We start from the raw sequence: 16,695 nt of genomic DNA on the forward strand, positions 1-16,695 counted from the left end.
ATTAACTTTTTCTGGATCCTTCCCCCAACTACCTTCTGCTCCAAGGAAACCAAGACCGACATTGGAGAGGATCCATGGAGAACGTGGCAAAAGCCTTTTTCGAAACCAACGTCGAGGAGCGCGATCCGCTCGTCGCAGACGCGCTCGCAAGCGAACGCGCACGCCAGCAGAACCAGATCGAGCTGATCGCATCCGAGAACATCGTGAGCCGCGCAGTCCTCGATGCTCTCGGGCACGAGATGACCAACAAGACGCTGGAAGGATACCCGGGCAACCGCTTCCACGGCGGCGGTGAGTTTGTCGACGTCGTTGAGCAGGCTGCGATCGATCGCGCCAAAGAGCTGTTCGGCTGCGCCTATGCCAACGTACAGCCGCACTCCGGCACCCAGGCGAACCTGGCGGTATTCTTCCTCTTGATGAAGCCGGGCGAAAAGGTTCTCTCGCTCGATCTCGCAGCAGGTGGACACCTTTCGCACGGAATGAAGGGCAACTTGTCGGGCCGCTGGTTCGAAGCGCACAACTACAACGTAAACGCCCAGAACGAAGTCATCGACTATGATGAGATGGAGCGCATCGCGGACGAAGTGCGCCCCAAGCTTCTGATCACGGGCGGCTCGGCCTATCCGCGCGAACTCGACTTCGAACGTATGTCGAAGATCGCTAAAAAGGTCGGCGCGTACTTCATGGTCGACATGGCTCACATCGCTGGCTTGGTTGCTGGCGGCGCGCACCCCTCACCGTTTCCGCACGCTGATATCGTGACCTGCACGACCACGAAGACCCTCCGCGGCCCCCGTGGCGGCCTTATCCTGACGAACAACGAAGAATGGTTCAAGAGACTGCAGGCTGCGGTGTTCCCGGGTGTCCAGGGATCGCTACACAGCAACGTTCTCGCCGCGAAAGCCATCTGCCTCGGCGAAGCCCTGCGTGATGATTTCAAAGTTTACGCCCATCAGGTGAAAGCCAACGCGAAGGCTCTGGCCGAGACACTCGCCGACCGTGGCATCCGTATCGTTTCCGGCGGTACCGACACCCACATCGTCCTGCTCGACCTCTCGAGCAAGGGCTTGAACGGCAAGCGGGTCGAGGTCGTGCTGGCTCGCGCCAACATCACATCGAACAAGAACCCGATCCCCGGTGACAGCCCGCGTCCGGCAGAATGGGTCGGCATGCGTCTCGGTACGTCCGCGGCCACGACGCGTGGCCTCAAGGAAGAGGAGTTCAAGGCGCTAGGTACGGTCATCGCCGATCTGATCGAGGCAGAGGCCGCAGGCACGGCAGACGATGTCGCTGACGGTGCCAAGGCAGTTGTCGCCGACCTCACCCGCCGGTTCCCGGTTTACGGGCACTGATCTCTGACCATATCGCCGGGACGCTTAGTGCATGCCTACACGGCGCGATCCTCCAAATCCAACACATGGGAGAGCTAGCGAGATGGGAATGGACAGACTCCAACGAGCCGAGGTGATTGACGGCAAGGCTTTCGCAAACGGCCTGCTCGAGAAGATTAAGACAGACGTCGCATCGCTTCAGGCCGAAACCGGTGCTGTTCCGGGCCTCGCCGTCGTCCTCGTGGGCGACGATCCGGCAAGTGCTGTTTACGTCGCCTCCAAGCACAGGCAGACAGTCGCTGCGGGAATGAGGTCGTTTGAGCACAGATTGCCCGCGGACATTTCGCAGTCTCATCTGATGGCGCTGATCGACGGTCTGAACAACCATCCCGATGTCCACGGCATTCTTGTCCAACTGCCCCTGCCGCAGCACCTCGATCCGACCGCGGTCATCCAGGCGATCAACCCTGACAAGGACGTCGACGGCTTTCACATCTCAAACGCCGGGCGTCTCGCGACGGGTCAGTCCGCGCTCGTACCGTGCACCCCGCTGGGCTGCATGATGCTCCTCAAAGATCGCCTCGGCGAAGACCTTTCTGGCCTGAACGCCGTGGTAGTCGGCAAGTCCAATATCGTCGGCAAGCCCATGGCGCAGATGCTGATGAACGCCAACTGCACGGTGACAGTCGCTCATTCCAAGACCCGGAATACCCCGGACCTCTGCCGGACGGCGGATATCATCGTTGTGGCCGTCGGCCGGCCGGGTCTCGTGCGCGGTGACTGGATCAAGCCGGGAGCAGTGGTGATCGACGTCGGCATCAATCGCGTCCTGGAGGACGGAAAATCCCGGATCGTGGGCGACGTCGCCTACACCGAGGCGGATCATGCTGCCGCCATCACCCCCGTACCGGGCGGCGTCGGCCCGATGACGATCGCCTGCCTTCTGTCCAATACCGTAACAGCCTTCCGCCGCCAGCATGACCTCGCGGCCTATACAAACGAACGGAATCGACCATGACCAGCAGCAAGCTTCGCTACGCCTTGCGCGTCGCCTGCCCATCGATCCGCGGAGTTACCGCAGCCATCGCGTCCTACCTTTCGCAAAACGGATGCAACATTTCCGACAGCGCCCAGTTCGACGACGGGGATACGGGCCGCTACTTCATGCGCATCAGCTTCCAGTCCGAAGAGGGCCGCTCGCTTGAAGAACTTCGTGATGGCTTTTCAGCGATCGCCGCCAAGTACGAGGCGAATGCCGAGTTCTTCGACGAGACCGCGAAGAAGAAGGTGATCCTGATGGTATCGCGCTTCGGTCACTGCCTGAACGACCTTCTTTATCGGTGGCGGATCGGCGCGCTGCCGATCGACCTCGTCGGCGTCATCTCAAATCACATGGACTACCAGCGCGTCGTCGTAAACCATGACATTCCGTTCCACTGCATCAAAGTGACGAAGGAGAACAAGCCGGTCGCCGAAGTGGCGCAGATGAAGATCGTCGAGGACAGCGGCGCTGAACTGATCGTTCTTGCGCGCTACATGCAGGTCCTATCCGACGAAATGTGCAAGAAAATGTCCGGCAGGATCATCAATATCCATCATTCGTTCCTGCCCAGCTTCAAGGGTGCCAACCCCTACAAGCAAGCGTTTGAGCGCGGCGTGAAGTTGATCGGTGCGACTTCGCATTACGTAACCGCCGACCTCGACGAAGGCCCGATCATCGAGCAAGACACCGTTCGGGTGACCCACGCCCAGAACGCAGACGACTACGTGAGCCTGGGCCGCGACGTGGAGAGCCAGGTTCTGGCGCGCGCCATCCACGCCCACATCCACGGGCGCGTCTTCATCAACGGGAACAAGACCGTCGTCTTCCCACCATCTCCGGGCTCTTATGCTTCGGAACGCATGGGCTGACGTCGATCCAACCGCAGTAATTCAAAGCGTCCTGAAGTCTGGTCCAGGTTTCCTGGTTGACCACAGGTGCGAGCGTGAAAGTCGCAGTTCTCGGAGCCGGGATAATCGCCGTGACATCCGCCTACCAACTCCCACGTTCGATGCGTCTGCGGCTTCACAATCAGATGTCGATCTGGATTTACAATGCCGCTGACGGGTGGGCATCCGACACCGTTGTCGCCGACATCAACCCCAGATGCTCACCTGCCCGCCCTGACCAGCGACCGCGCGATATCGATGATGTCGTCTCTCGCGGCCGTCGGGTCATCCTTTGACCAGGCGACACCGAGCCCAATGCGAAAGTCGACGCCCCTCGAAATTGCGGTTGGGTAGGTCCAGCGTCCGTTCCGGCGCCCAGCCAACGCCAAGACCGGCCGAGACAAGCGACACCAGTGAGAAGGTGTCACAAAGGAGAAGATCAAGGCCGCGTTCGCTGCACACGACATCGAAATCACAAACGGCGACTACATCGGTGTGCAACTTCTCCTACATAAACCTAGGGACTAGTGCCGCCATCTGGGGCGGCGAAGCCGTCGCAAGGCGGAAGGGCAAACGGTTCCGATGAATACATTGTGCAATCCTTTCATAACAGTCGGGGCGCGACGACCAAAATCACGAACGGCTGGACCGCTTCAGCGTTTCAACGGACTGATCTGGGCAAGGGTCCGAACGCCACAAGGCTTTTCAACTAGGATTCCCCCAGCGGATTAATTCTCGCAAAACTTGCATAAAGCGAAGCGGCTCATTAGTCACACGGCACGCAAGGATTCGTTGTCAGTCTTGTTTGGGGGAAGGACAGAAATCGTGCCGCAAGCAGAAATTGGAACCGGCCGGGGCGGTCGCAAAGCGCTTTTGGCCACCGTGGCGGTAATCCCCCTCGCAACGGCGGGGGCAACCGCCGGCGAGTTCATTCTCCCACAGGCAGCCGCTAGATTTCTTTTCGAGGGCGGGGGCAAGGCAGGGTCGGGTGAAGCGGGCTTTCTCGGGCGCATTCATATGCGTGACGTTACAATTCCCGTCGCCAGCGGCGCCAGCGCGCGCGTCGCTGCGATCGACGGGCGACCCACGATTTCCTTCCTGAAAGGCGGGTTCGCGCTCAAGGGTATCGAGCTCGATCTGGCGATGGGCAAGATTTCCGTTCCGCAGGCGAGCGTCGAGGAGCCCAATTTCGGCACAGACGCCCGGGCGAAGACCGGCGATCAAGCCGACGTGACGCCGCTGAAACGCATTGAACGTTTTGCGGCGAAGCGTGTCCTGGCACCGGAGGTTACGGTCAGCCAGTTGGTCGCCGGCTCCGAACAGAAGACCGTCTACAAGAATGTTGCTTTGGAGGATATCGCCAGCGGTCGCGTGGCACGCTATTCCGCAAGCGGGGCGAGCTTCGGTTTGAAGCTGGACATCCCGAATGGAGAAGGCGCACCGAAGCGGGAGGAAATGAACGGCTCCATGGGCGCCATGAGCGGCAAGGATTTTGACGCCGCCTATCTCGTCCGGATATACGGGGAAAAGGCCGGTCCTGACGACAAGGAACCCAAACCACTCTACGGCCCGATCTCGGTCAAGAATATCGTGCTATCGCACGGCACGTCGCATTTCAGCTACGACGAGCTGCGCAGCAGCGGCTTGAGCGTCCGCATGCCGACCGAACCACTTCTCGAAACACTTGAGAAACTGCAATCGTTCGATCTGGACACACTGCCGCCTGCCGAGCGTCAGGCATTTTTCAAACGCGTCCTTTCGCTCGCCGACATCATCGGCAAGGGCGACATCGAGATGCTCGGTCTCAAGACGCAGATCTCCGAAGAGGATGACGGCGGCGAGAGCAAGACAATTAAACTGGCCATCGACAAGATGGCGGTTCAGCTCGAAGGCCATACCTTCGACGGTGCCATGCACGGCGTTTTCATCGGCGAAGGCGCCGACTACGCCAAGTTCTCAGAAGCGAGCATCAGGGGTTTCTCCTGGGAACCGACCATGGAAGCGCTGACGAAGCTGGCAGAGTTGAATGAAGAGCAACTCGAAGACTTCCCCCTCACAACGCTCATGCCGGAATTCGGCACGATCCGGTTGAAGGGCTTGGACATCGACATGCCTGGGGAGACAGCAACTGTGCCGGGCAGCGAAGCCGGCGAGGAAGAACAAGGCGCAACCGGCACTGACCCAGCCCCATCTGCAAGCGACGAGGCATTGCCCGACGCGGATCCGTCGAATGGGGCAGACGACCTGGACGCTCCATTGGACGAGGCACCGGTGGACCAAGCTACCATGCCTTCCGTCCCTGAGCGCATACGGTTCACACTGGACAGCTATGAGGTGGCACTGACCAAGCCCCGCAACGGAATCCCGACGCAAGTCCGCATCGCCTATCAGGACCTCAGCGTGCCCGTTCCGTCGGACGCCAAAGACGAAGGCTCCAAGGCGCTGCGCCAGCTGGGTTTTGACAATCTAGTCTTTTCTTCCAACGTGGAACTGGCCTGGGACGAGCCGAAGGAGAACCTTGTCATCAAGGAGATTTCCTTGAGCGGCAAGGACATGGGCAGCCTTTCCTTCTCCGGGATCATGGGCGGTGTCACCACGGACTTCTTCTCCGGCGACATGACCGCCTCTCAGATGGCACTCTTCGGCCTCACGGCCCGGGAGGCGAAGCTCAAGATCGAGGACAAGGGGATCATGGCCAAGGGCATCAAGCTCTATGCCGATGAGAACGGCCTGACCGAAGACAGCGTGCGCGGAATTCTTGTGATGATGACGACCGCGGGTCTGCAGCAGTTTGCGTCCACTCAACCGAAACTGCAGGAGGCAGCCATGGCCCTTTCTCAGTTCATCACCAAGCCGGGAACCTTTACCCTGACGGTCAAGGCCAAGGACGCCGCCGGCATCAGTGCGCTTGAACTGGTCGGAGCCGCAGAGCATCCCGCCCTTCTTCTCGACAAGGTCGATCTCGGCGCTACCGCGCAATAGAGGAACAACGGGCTCCGAACGGAGCCCGACTTGCCTCTGCCTGCTTGTTCACCTGAAATGATGTCGCATATGATTGGCCCGCTTGCAACGAGAGGCAGGCTTGGTTCGGATTGGTGAAGATCGGATACCAGCACTGAAGCTGCTTTCGATCGTGCGAAAGCACGGTCTCGAAATGCTGTCCTGAGAACACGACCGCGAAAACGTCAACCTTGGCGTGCTGTTGCAGTCGATACATTATGCGATTTTCGACGTACCAAAGGTACATCCTCGCAAGAAGCCGTGCACAGGGCTCGAGAAGAATGGCTCCTCCGACCCAAAGCAGACCTCTCTTGTCCCCGCTTGCCTTGAGAACGGTCTGCTCAACGGAGGGATGTTGCGGGGACTGCTAGCAGGTCTGACCCGACAAGCGACCGTTAACTTGACCGCCCCAAGCGATGTATGTTTCATTTTTGCCATGAAGGCGGTTGGATCGAAGAATTGCAGATCACCTGGCCTCCTTCGACGGATCTCTTTTGAGAAATTGTCCGCCCTAGACTTCCCGGAGACGCAAATGATTCGGCTTGAGCCACCGCTACGATTTGCAAGCGAAGCAGATGCAAGGGAATTGGCTGATCTCGTCAACTTCGCTGGCGAGGGTCTGCCCCTGTACATTTGGGAGGGACTTGCAAAGGACGGTCAGGATCCTTGGGAGGTTGGCCGCGCTCGGCAAACAGAAAGGGTGCGCGAGGGCCAAATCGTGGTTGTGGACTTTGGAGACGGTGCCGTGGCAAGCCTGACTGGCTATCCGATCGGCTCGGAGCCCAAGCCAATTGGCGATGACTTCCCCGCCCTGTTCCGGCCGCTTCAAGAACTGGAGAACAAGGCCCTCGAAAGCTGGTATGTCAATGTGTTGGCCTGCTACCCCGAATACCGAGGGCAAGGACTTGGTTCACGCCTACTCAATCTGGCAGAACAAATAGCTCGGGATGGGGAGCTGCGGCGGATGAGTGTCATCGTCGCCAACAATAATGCAGGTGCAAGACGACTATATGAGCGACATGGCTACGAAGAAGTCGCAGCACTCCCCTGTGTGAAGGAAGGCTGGGAAACCTATACAGAGCACTGGGTGCTTCTGACTAAGCCGCTTAGTCTAGTGGATCACTGCTAAGTCCGCTTTCCACCCCCGTTCGAGAGGATCGGCCCTTGCCGCTGCAACGCAGCGGAAGCCGACTGCGCATCCCCCGCCTTGAACGGATGTGAACCAACAAGCCGCCTATTTCTTCGCGTGACTTGAAATCTAGCGAGACCGGTCGGGGCTTCCCGCCACTCGGGCCTCAGCGATCTTCGTCCGCAGGGTCATGCGCTTGTTGGAAACAGCCGATCAGCATGTCGGTCAGCACACGCACCTTCCGCGCCGGATGCTGACCCGGCGGGCGAATGACATAAACGCCTGCCGGAGGGGGCGGATGGCGTGTCATGACCGGAACCAGCGCGCCGGAGGCGACATGATCATCGATGACGCCATCGGGGATCCAGGCGATGCCTAGCCCTTTCAAAGCCGCGGCAAGGAGAGCCATGGCGTTGTCGGCCTTGAAGCGCCCCCGCGGGTAGACCGTGACAATCTCCTCTCCATCCATGAATTGCCAGGCCTCCGTTCCCTGCATAAGGGCCTCGTGGGTGGCGAGATCCTCCGGCTTTTCGGGAGACCCATACTTCTTGATATAGTCGGCGCTTGCGACCAGCTTCCCGTAGATCGGCCCGACGCGCCTTGCGATCAGGTTGGAATCCTGCAGATAGCCGACGCGGATCGCGCAATCGAAGCCCTCGGCGATGAGATCGACGAAGCGATCGCTATAGGCGGTTTGGATCTGGAGCTGCGGGTGGCGTTGGGCCATGTCCGCGAGCACGGGCGCGAAGTGGGTCGGGCCGAAAGACAGCGGCACGGCCACTCTCAGGCGGCCGCGAAGGTCACCGGCGGGCAGGATCGTTTCCCTGGCGATGTCGATCTCGGCACAGACTCTCGCCGCATGATCCCGAAAAGTGATCCCGGCCTCGGTGAGAGCAGCGCCGCGGGTCGTACGTGCCAGAAGCTGGACGCCGAGGTCCGCTTCGAGCCGGGCGAGCCGCCGGCTGACGATCGACTTGGAGACGCCGAGCCGGCGCGCGGCGGGCGAAACGCCTCCGGCATTGGCGACCTCGACGAATGTCTGCAGCTCTTCGATGTCCATTTTGGCGTTCCCCGTTGCGCGACACAGCATGGCAGAGGCGAGCACTACCGTATCGCGATGGGGAATGACAGTGTCCGGTACGGAGGCGGCGCGGCTGTCAGCGCAAGTCTTTCGTCGAACCAAACTCACACAAACGTCAGCAGAGGATCCCTTCATGACCTTTCGTAATGGCCTTGCTTCGCTTCTTCGTCCCAAAGACTCGGTACTCGTTCTGATCGACCACCAGCCCTACCAGCTCGCGAACCTGAACAGCCACGATCCGCAGGCGGTGGTCAACAATTCGACCGCCCTGGCGAAGGCTGCCAAGCTCTTCGGCGTCCCCACCATCCTGACGAGCGTGGTCGCGGCGAGGGGCGGTCTCCTCTTCCCGCAGATTACCGATGTCTTTCCCGGCCAGGAGGTGATCGACCGGACGTTCATCAACACCTGGGAGGACCAGAAGGTTGTGGATGCGGTCAAGGCGACGGGCCGCAAGCAGTTGATCATAGCCGGCCTGTGGACCGAGATCTGCGTCGCGATGCCGGTAATCCAGGCCCTCGGCGAAGGTTGGGATGTCACGGTCATCACCGACGCGTCGGGCGGCACGTCGGTCGAGGCCCACGAGGTGGCCATCCAGCGCATGATTGCGGCCGGCGCGAACATGATGACCTGGCTGGCGCTGGCATCCGAGTGGCAGCGCGACTGGGCTCGTATCGAAACTGCGGGCAAGATGACAGAAGTGCTCGGGCAGCATGCGGCTGGCAGCGGCATCGCGTATCTGTGGGAGCAGCAGCTGCTTAACACGCCGGTGCCAAGCACCGCGGGCTGATCTGGGCGGGGATGACGGGACCATTGAGGTAAAACTCACCGTTTTATCGATCCTCGTCATCCCCTCTTGATACGAAGGCCGCCCATGCGCGGATGCCAGTGGCCAGCATGATCGATCAACGACCACCTGCCGCGCTGCTTTCGTCAAAATGCGGGTCGGAAGCCAAGCGGCCCTTAGGCCGACCTGGCACATTGCTTTAGCGTCGGATTTCAGCGGGCATCCTCCCCGATCTCGCTTCGGGCGAGCTTCTATCATCAGATGGCCTACCTCATCGAGGATGATTGGGGTCTTGAACGGAACCGAACCGCTGACGCGCGCCTGCAGTCGTCGCATGACTACACCCATTCCTTCATCTGACGGCGACCAATACGCCTCTCTGCTTGCCGAGCTTAAGGAGCGAATCCGCTCAGCTCGTCTGAAGGCGGCCGTCGCTGTCAACCGTGAACTCATACTGCTCTACTGGAGCATCGGCCGCGAGATTTTGGCACGCCAAACCGCCGAGGGATGGGGCACCAGAATCATCGATCGGCTTGCCCTGGATCTTCGGCGCGATTTCCCTGAGATGACGGGTTCGCCACGAAACCTCAAATATATGCGCGCCTTTGCTGAGGCATTTCCCGACGAACAAACCGTGCAACAGCTTGTTGCACAATTGCCTTGGGGCCATAACGTCAAACTCGTAGATGCCCTGAAAAGTGATGAGGAGAGGCTATGGTATGCTCGCCAAGCCATAGAACATGGATGGAGCCGCAACGTTCTCGTGCATCAGATCGAAAGCGGTCTGTACCGGCGGCAGGGGAAGGCGCTGACCAACTTTGGTAGGACATTACCTGCACCTCAGTCAGACTTGGCGCAGGAACTGATCAAAGATCCCTACAGCTTCGATTTTCTTGCCCTCGGTCCGGCGATGTCCGAGCGCGAACTCGAGCAAGGACTCCTCGAGCACCTACGCTCTTTGATTTTGGAGCTCGGCAAAGGATTTGCATTCGTCGGTAAGCGCGGCCCCTCCAGCTGACGGCGTGCGACCTGTACACCCTGGGCATCGTCACACCGTTACCCAGGCACCATTTCGTTTTGACGACTGCACGCAGGCATCGACGAACATCATGCCCTTCATACCGTCGTCGATGGTCGGATAGGTGACGGCCGGATCGATGGTCTCGCCGCGGCGTTTGGCAAAGATCGCTCGCGCGGCTTCGGTATAGATATTGGCAAAGCCCTCGAGATAGCCTTCGGGATGGCCGGACGGAATGCGGCTGACTCGGGCGGCAGCGGGCCCCGATCCGGCGCCAGCGCGGGTGAGCAACCGCTTCGGCTCGCCGAACGGCGTGTACCACAGATAGTTCGGGTCCTTCTGCGTCCATTCCAGTCCGCCCTTGGTGCCGTAGACGCGCACCATCAAGCCGTTCTCGTGGCCGGGCGCCACCTGGCTGCACCACAAGAGCCCCTTGGCGCGCTCGCCGTCCTTCGCCTTGAAGCGCATCATCACATGGGCATTGTCGTCGAGCTGGCGGCCTTCAACGAAGCTGTCGAGATCGGCCGAAAGCTCCTCCAGTTCCAGACCCGAGACAAAGGCGCCGAGATTATAAGCGTGAGTGCCGATGTCGCCGGTCGAGCCGCCGGCACCGGAGCGTGCCGGATCGGTGCGCCATGCCGCCTGCTTCTGGCCGGACTGCTCGATGTTCTCCGTCAGCCAGTCCTGCGGATATTCCATCTGCACCAGACGCACCGCGCCGATCTCGCCATTGGCGATCATCTCACGCGCCTGCCGCACCATCGGATAGCCGGTGTAGTTGTGGGTGAGCACGAACAGCGCGTCACTGTCGTCGGCCGCCTTCTTCAGCTTCTTCGCGTCCGCCAGCGTCGAGGTCAGCGGCTTGTCGCAGATCACATGGATGCCGCGCTTCAAAAACTCTTTTGCCGCGGCATAGTGCACATGGTTGGGGGTGACGATCGCCACCGCCTCGATGCCGTCCTTCAGCTTGGCCTCGCGGATCGCCATCTGCTTGAAATCGGAATAGACCCGCGACGGATCAAGCCCGAGTTCGCGGCCGGAGCTTTCGGCCTTCTCCGGTGTCGACGACAGCGCGCCGGCCACGAGCTCGTAGTGATCGTCGAGCCTCGCGGCGATGCGGTGCACCGCGCCGATGAACGCGCCCGAGCCGCCGCCGACCATGCCCAGCCGGATGCGTCGCTCGCGCTTCTCGCTCGTTCCTTCGATTGCCATCGTCTTGTCTCCTCGTATCGTTCCATCGTCGTGTTCTGTCGTGAGGCTGCCGTATTGTGGAGGCTGCCCCTCATCCGCCTGCCGGCCCCTTCTCCCCGCATGCGGGGAGAAGGAACTTGCTGCACCCGCTCGCACCAGTAGCCACGATACTCAGTGGCCAGCGATAGTCCGCGTCCCCTCTCCCCGCCTGCGGGGAGAGGGTTAGGGTGAGGGGCAGATTAGTCAGATACCCAGCATGCGCCGGTTGGCCGCCTCGTCCGTGCCCGCGCCGGCGAAATCGTCGAAGGCCTTCTCGGTGACGCGGATGATGTGGTGCTTGACGAAGTCGGCACCTTCGCGCGCGCCATCCTCGGGATGCTTTAGTGCGCACTCCCACTCGACCACTGCCCAGCCAGCAAAGTCATTGGCGGCCATCTTGGAAAACACCGCGCCGAAATCGACTTGGCCGTCGCCGAGCGAACGGAAGCGCCCAGCGCGGTTCACCCAGCCCTGATAGCCGCCATAGACGCCCTGGCGCCCGGTCGGGTTGAACTCCGCATCCTTGACGTGGAACATGCGGATGCGATCCTTGTAGATGTCGATGTTGTCGAGATAGTCGAGGCACTGCAGCACGTAGTGCGACGGGTCGTAGAGCATGCAGGCGCGGGCGTGGTTGCCGGTGCGCTCAAGGAACATCTCGTAGGTGATGCCGTCGTGCAGGTCCTCGCCGGGATGGATCTCGTAGCAGATGTCGACGCCGTTTTCCTCGGCATGATCGAGAATCGGCTTCCAGCGCTTCGCCAGCTCGTCGAACGCGGTCTCGACGAGACCGGCCGGCCGCTGCGGCCAGGGATAGACGAAGGGCCAGGCGAGCGCCCCGGAAAAGCTCGCCATCGCATCAAGCCCGAGGTTCTTCGACGCCGTCAGCGCCAGCTTCACCTGTTCCACCGCCCAGGCCTGGCGCGCGCCAGGATTGCCGCGCACCTCCGGCGCTGCGAAACCATCGAAGGCTTCATCATACGCCGGGTGGACGGCCACGAGCTGGCCCTGCAGGTGGGTGGAAAGCTCCGTCACCTCGACGCCATTGTCGCGGGCGGTGCCGGCAAATTCATCGCAATAGGCCTTGGAGGTCGCCGCTTTCTTCAGGTCGATCAGCCGTGCGTCCCAGCTCGGCACCTGCACGCCCTTGTAGCCGCAGTCCGCCGCCCATTTGGTGATCGCATCCCAGGAGTTGAATGGCGCCGCATCGCCGGCAAATTGCGCAAGAAAGAGCCCTGGCCCCTTGATCGTCTTCATGTCTCGTCTCCTTCCGTTGAAAAGGTCCCGGACAACCGAAGGACGCCTGCGATGCCCTCCATGGGCGCAGGACGACGGGACCGGAAATGTCAGGATGGCCGATCTTGGCCCTCATGCGCCGCTTTGTGGAAAGCGCGTGCGGATTGAATTCGACAGGTCGAGGCGGCCCACGCCAACTCTGCGGGCCGCCTTTGCCTCAACTCTGGATCAGAATGGCGAATCTGCGAAGTAGAAGTCCTTCGCATTGTCCTTGGTCACGAGGGTGGCGTCGATCGTGTAAACGCCGCGAACCGGAACCTGGCCGTAGAAGTTGGCCACCGTCATCTCGAGCGCGGTACCGACCATCGCCGGCGGGTAGAGCACGTCGACCGGGATCATCTTGTCGCCGTCCATGACCTTCTTGATCATTTCCTTCGAGCCGGCGCCGGCAACGACATACTGGATGTCGGTGCGCTTTGCCTGCTCGATGGCCTGCAGCACGCCGACAGCCATGTCGTCGTCCTGGCACCAGACGACATCGATCTTCGGGTACTTGGTCAGATAGTCCTGCATGACCTTGAAGGCATCGTCGCGATTCCAGTTGCCGTACTGGCGGTCGAGAACCTTGACGTTCGAGCCCTCGATGCCCTTGTCAAAACCGTCCTGGCGCTGCTGGTCGATCGGGATCGGCAGGCCTCGGATGACGACGACTTCAGCGTCCGGTGTCGTTGCCTTGATGTACTCGCCAGCGACCTGACCGAGGGCCGGGTTATTGCCGGCAACATAGAGATCGCGTACGGAGTTGTCGTTGACGCTCGGCGCACGGTCGACCAGGGCGACGAAGGTTCCCTTGCCCTTCACTTCCTTGATGGCGTTGACCAGCGGATCCGGATCGGTCGGCAGGATGACGAGAGCGTCGATGCCCTGCGTCTCGAGGTCCTGAACGGCGTTGGCCTGGCTCGCCGGATCGGGCGAGGTCTTGACGATGACGTTAAGGCCCGGATTGCGCTCCATCAGGATCTTGGCGATCCGCTCGGCATGGAAGACCACGCCGGCCGTCCAGCCGTGATCGGCCGCCGGGATCGACACGCCGATCGTCACTTTCTTCTCCTCCTGCGCGTGCGACACGCCAGCGAGGGCGGTCATCGCCGCGAGGGTCAGGCCGAATAGCTTGCTACGCATTAAGTTCCTCCCAAAAAAACAGGTCAGCCTGTTGCAGGCCGGGAGACCTGTGGACCCGGCTGTCTCACGATTTGCGCACCAGCGAGCGCTGGACGAGCATCGCAATGATGATGATCGCACCCTGGATGGCGCCGATCAGGTATTCGCTGATGAAGTTGGACAGCAGCATGATGTTGCCGACCAGCTCGAGGATGAACGCACCGCAGATGGTGCCCCAGACGCGACCAGCGCCACCTTTCAGCGCCGTGCCGCCGACGACGACGGCGGTGATCGCCTGCAATTCCCACAGAATGCCCGTGGTCGCCGAGGTCGAGCCGAGGCGCGGCACGTAGAGCAGCACGGCTGCGGCGACGCACAGCCCCTGGATCACGAAGGCGACTGTGCGAACGCGATTGACGAAAATGCCGGAGTATCGCGCAACGTCACGATTGGAGCCGACGGCGACGACGTGCCGTCCGTAGCGGGTGCGGTAGAGAATGAACGCGGCGACGGCGGTCACGGAAAGGATGACGATAATCGGTACCGGTACGCCGAAGATCGTGCCGAAATAGGCGGGGCGATAGATCTCCTGGAGCTGCGGCTCCTTGAGCGTGATCGCTCCGCCCTGCGAAAGCCAGGTCGTCAAACCGCGATAGATGCCCATGGTGCCGAGCGTCGCGATGAAGGGCTCGATCTTGCCGGCCGTCGTGATCAGGCCGTTGGTTAGACCGCAGAGCGCACCGGCGACGACGGTGAAGAGGATCGCCGCCAGGAGCATGAGCACCGGATCGGCGATCACGCCGGAGTTCATGAAGAGTATCATCAGGCTGGCGATGAAGGCGACCATGGCGCCGACGGAAAGATCGAGGTCCCCCGACGAAATCACGAAGGTCGCGCCGACCGCGATGATGGCGATGAAGGCGCTGCGGGTGGCGACATTGGCGAGGTTGTTAATGCTGATGAAGTTGGGATTGACCAGCGCCCCGACAAGCAGCAGCAGCGCCAGCGCAACGAACGGCGCTACGGCCCTCAGATCAATGTCACGCCAGTTGCGGCGGCGGATCGCCTCCTGGCTGCCTTCTTGGTTCACGCTCATATCCAATCGAACCTCCACCCCATCTGTCGGGAATCTCAATGCTCTCGCCGCCTGTGCAGCCGGCCCCAGTGCGGCCTCAAGCCGCCGTTTTCCTCTTCAGGCCGGCGGCGTAGCGCATGATCTCCTGCTCCGAGATCTCGTCCCCCTCGAGGATGCCGGCGATATGACCTTCACGCATGACCACCACGCGACTGCACAGGCCGATGATCTCTGGCATCTCTGACGAGACGACGATGATCGAGCGGCCGTCGCGGGCGAGTGCCGAAATGAAGTGATAGATCTGCTGCTTGGTGCCGACGTCAATGCCGCGCGTCGGCTCATCGATGATGATGATACCAGGGTCGGTTTCCATGACCTTGGCGAGAAGCAACTTCTGCTGGTTGCCACCGGACATGCGCCCGGCGACGATCTTGTCATCCCTGACGCGGATGTCGAAGCGGCGGCGCGCCTTGACGAGAGCCGCTTCCTCGCTTCCCGGATCGAGATACCCAATGCGGCTATGGCGGCCGAGCGACTGCAGCGTCAGGTTCGCCATCATCCCGGTATTGAGCAACAACCCCTTGGCCTTCCGGTCCTTGGTCATGTAGGCGAGACCTGCCTTGTTTATCGCATGGACGTCACCGGATGGCACAGGCTGGCCGCGAACGAGCACCTCGCCTGCCAGGCGCGAGCGCAGCCCGACAATCGCCTCCATCAACTCCGTCCGGCCGGACCCGATCATTCCCGAAAAGCCGAGGATCTCGCCGCGGCGGACCTCGAAGCTCGCATCACGGACATAGCCTGTCGACACGGATGCGACCCTGAGCACGACCTCCTCGTCGACATCGGGTTCGCTTTTTGCGGGATAGAGGCTCGACAGCTCGCGGCCGACCATGAGCTGAGCGATTGCCTCGCCGTCGAGCACCGAGGTGGGCGCCGTCTTGATCCATTGGCCGTCGCGTAGCACCGTCACGCGGTCGGTCAATTCCATGACCTCATCGAGCTTGTGCGACACGAAGACGAAGCTCGTACCCTTGTCGCGCAGCTTGCGCACCAGCCGGAACAGGAAGTTCGTTTCCTCGCGCGAGAGCACGGCCGTCGGTTCGTCCATGAAGACGACCCGCGCGTCACGACTAATGGCCTTGGCAATCTCGACCATCTGTTTTTCGGCAATCGACAAAGAGCCGATCACCGCGTTCTCGTCGACATGAGAGCCGAGAAGATCGAGAACACGGCGCGTTTCCGCACGCATGAACTTGCGGTCGAGCACCCCGAAACGGGTTACCTCGCGGCCGAGAAAAAGGCTCTCGGTGACCGTGAGATGTTCGGCCAGATTGAATTCCTGATGGATGATGACGATGCCGAGCGCTTCGGCGGCCCCATTGGGCGGCAGCTTCACCGACTTGCCGTCGAGCAGTATCTCGCCCGAGGTCGGCTGTTCGAAACCGGAGAGAATCTTGACAAGCGTGGATTTGCCGGCGCCGTTCTCGCCCATCAACGCGTGGATCTCGCCCTGGCGTAGCTCGAAATCGACGCTGAACAGCACCTGCACACCGCTGAACGACTTGCTGATGCGGCGTGCGGACAGCACGACGGGAGCGTCGTCGACGACCTCCGTGTTCATATTCCCCTCCCCGCGGCCTCCACCGCATTTTCCAGTGATGTAAACCTTTACACTGGCCACTGTAAAGGTTTACATCATCATCGATTGACAATTTTTT

At 61.0% G+C, this 16,695-nt stretch carries 13 protein-coding genes and 1 pseudogene; 7 read left to right on the plus strand and 7 right to left on the minus strand.

Annotated features, from left to right (window positions below):
- Window positions 1-74: 74 nt before the first annotated feature.
- The 3 genes from glyA to purU all read left to right on the plus strand — a co-directional run bounded on the left by glyA (window position 75) and on the right by purU (window position 3,242).
- Window positions 75-1,352 (plus strand): serine hydroxymethyltransferase, encoded by a 1,278-nt coding sequence (gene glyA, locus AC244_RS17875; protein ID WP_053250166.1) that lies wholly within the window; start codon window positions 75-77, stop codon window positions 1,350-1,352.
- Window positions 1,353-1,434: 82 nt separating this feature from the next.
- Window positions 1,435-2,349 carry a bifunctional methylenetetrahydrofolate dehydrogenase/methenyltetrahydrofolate cyclohydrolase FolD gene (gene folD / locus AC244_RS17880; protein WP_053250167.1) on the plus strand — a complete coding sequence of 305 codons (915 nt, stop codon included), beginning with the start codon at window positions 1,435-1,437 and terminating at the stop codon, window positions 2,347-2,349.
- Window positions 2,346-3,242, plus strand: a complete 897-nt coding sequence (gene purU, locus AC244_RS17885) for a formyltetrahydrofolate deformylase (RefSeq protein ID WP_053250168.1) — start codon at window positions 2,346-2,348, stop codon at window positions 3,240-3,242. The genes folD and purU overlap by 4 nt, the downstream gene beginning before the upstream one ends.
- Before the next feature lie 239 nt (window positions 3,243-3,481).
- On the opposite strand, the pseudogene AC244_RS38150 reads toward purU, so the two are convergent.
- A pseudogene (locus AC244_RS38150) lies at window positions 3,482-3,686 on the minus strand (LysR family transcriptional regulator); the annotation flags it as partial.
- Between the two features lie 399 nt (window positions 3,687-4,085).
- On the opposite strand from AC244_RS38150, the gene AC244_RS17890 reads away from it, so the two are divergent.
- Window positions 4,086-6,242 (plus strand): hypothetical protein, encoded by a 2,157-nt coding sequence (locus AC244_RS17890; RefSeq protein ID WP_053250169.1) that lies wholly within the window; start codon window positions 4,086-4,088, stop codon window positions 6,240-6,242.
- Window positions 6,243-6,792: 550 nt separating this feature from the next.
- Window positions 6,793-7,389 (plus strand): GNAT family N-acetyltransferase, encoded by a 597-nt coding sequence (locus tag AC244_RS17900; protein ID WP_053250217.1) that lies wholly within the window; start codon window positions 6,793-6,795, stop codon window positions 7,387-7,389.
- A gap of 166 nt (window positions 7,390-7,555) precedes the next feature.
- Here the strand turns inward: AC244_RS17900 and AC244_RS17905 are convergent, their stop codons facing one another.
- The gene (locus AC244_RS17905) at window positions 7,556-8,449 is read right to left on the minus strand and encodes a LysR family transcriptional regulator (protein ID WP_053250171.1); all 894 of its coding nucleotides are present in this window, start codon (window positions 8,447-8,449) and stop codon (window positions 7,556-7,558) included.
- 154 nt (window positions 8,450-8,603) lie between these two features.
- On the opposite strand from AC244_RS17905, the gene AC244_RS17910 reads away from it, so the two are divergent.
- Both AC244_RS17910 and AC244_RS17915 read left to right on the plus strand, forming a co-directional pair.
- The gene (locus AC244_RS17910; protein ID WP_053250172.1) at window positions 8,604-9,257 is read left to right on the plus strand and encodes a hydrolase; all 654 of its coding nucleotides are present in this window, start codon (window positions 8,604-8,606) and stop codon (window positions 9,255-9,257) included.
- A gap of 289 nt (window positions 9,258-9,546) precedes the next feature.
- Window positions 9,547-10,272 (plus strand): PDDEXK nuclease domain-containing protein, encoded by a 726-nt coding sequence (locus tag AC244_RS17915; RefSeq protein ID WP_234716966.1) that lies wholly within the window; start codon window positions 9,547-9,549, stop codon window positions 10,270-10,272.
- Window positions 10,273-10,302: 30 nt separating this feature from the next.
- Here the strand turns inward: AC244_RS17915 and AC244_RS17920 are convergent, their stop codons facing one another.
- From AC244_RS17920 to AC244_RS17940, 5 genes are all read right to left on the minus strand, one after another.
- Window positions 10,303-11,484 (minus strand): Gfo/Idh/MocA family protein, encoded by a 1,182-nt coding sequence (locus AC244_RS17920; protein ID WP_053250173.1) that lies wholly within the window; start codon window positions 11,482-11,484, stop codon window positions 10,303-10,305.
- A gap of 222 nt (window positions 11,485-11,706) precedes the next feature.
- Window positions 11,707-12,759 (minus strand): sugar phosphate isomerase/epimerase family protein, encoded by a 1,053-nt coding sequence (locus AC244_RS17925; RefSeq protein ID WP_053250174.1) that lies wholly within the window; start codon window positions 12,757-12,759, stop codon window positions 11,707-11,709.
- 207 nt (window positions 12,760-12,966) lie between these two features.
- Window positions 12,967-13,920, minus strand: coding sequence for a substrate-binding domain-containing protein (locus tag AC244_RS17930; RefSeq protein WP_053250175.1), 954 nt, complete (start codon window positions 13,918-13,920; stop codon window positions 12,967-12,969).
- Window positions 13,921-13,984: 64 nt separating this feature from the next.
- The gene (locus tag AC244_RS17935; protein ID WP_053250176.1) at window positions 13,985-14,995 is read right to left on the minus strand and encodes an ABC transporter permease; all 1,011 of its coding nucleotides are present in this window, start codon (window positions 14,993-14,995) and stop codon (window positions 13,985-13,987) included.
- A 76-nt stretch (window positions 14,996-15,071) separates the two neighbouring features.
- Window positions 15,072-16,598 carry a sugar ABC transporter ATP-binding protein gene (locus AC244_RS17940; RefSeq protein WP_053250177.1) on the minus strand — a complete coding sequence of 509 codons (1,527 nt, stop codon included), beginning with the start codon at window positions 16,596-16,598 and terminating at the stop codon, window positions 15,072-15,074.
- Between the last annotated feature and the right edge of the window lie 97 nt (window positions 16,599-16,695).

This window comes from Ensifer adhaerens (assembly GCF_001270265.1).
Taxonomy (GTDB): domain Bacteria; phylum Pseudomonadota; class Alphaproteobacteria; order Rhizobiales; family Rhizobiaceae; genus Ensifer; species Ensifer adhaerens_B.

Excerpts from the sequence above, each read along its gene's own strand:
- glyA (WP_053250166.1), top strand. The coding sequence starts at position 75 with ATGGAGAACGTGGCAAAAGCCTTTTTCGAAACCAACGTCGAGGAGCGC.
- folD (WP_053250167.1), top strand. The coding sequence starts at position 1,435 with ATGGGAATGGACAGACTCCAACGAGCCGAGGTGATTGACGGCAAGGCT.
- purU (WP_053250168.1), top strand. The coding sequence starts at position 2,346 with ATGACCAGCAGCAAGCTTCGCTACGCCTTGCGCGTCGCCTGCCCATCG.
- AC244_RS17900 (WP_053250217.1), top strand. The coding sequence starts at position 6,793 with ATGATTCGGCTTGAGCCACCGCTACGATTTGCAAGCGAAGCAGATGCA.
- AC244_RS17905 (WP_053250171.1), bottom strand. The coding sequence starts at position 8,449 with ATGGACATCGAAGAGCTGCAGACATTCGTCGAGGTCGCCAATGCCGGA.
- AC244_RS17910 (WP_053250172.1), top strand. The coding sequence starts at position 8,604 with ATGACCTTTCGTAATGGCCTTGCTTCGCTTCTTCGTCCCAAAGACTCG.
- AC244_RS17920 (WP_053250173.1), bottom strand. The coding sequence starts at position 11,484 with ATGGCAATCGAAGGAACGAGCGAGAAGCGCGAGCGACGCATCCGGCTG.
- AC244_RS17925 (WP_053250174.1), bottom strand. The coding sequence starts at position 12,759 with ATGAAGACGATCAAGGGGCCAGGGCTCTTTCTTGCGCAATTTGCCGGC.
- AC244_RS17930 (WP_053250175.1), bottom strand. The coding sequence starts at position 13,920 with ATGCGTAGCAAGCTATTCGGCCTGACCCTCGCGGCGATGACCGCCCTC.
- AC244_RS17935 (WP_053250176.1), bottom strand. The coding sequence starts at position 14,995 with ATGAGCGTGAACCAAGAAGGCAGCCAGGAGGCGATCCGCCGCCGCAAC.
- AC244_RS17940 (WP_053250177.1), bottom strand. The coding sequence starts at position 16,598 with ATGAACACGGAGGTCGTCGACGACGCTCCCGTCGTGCTGTCCGCACGC.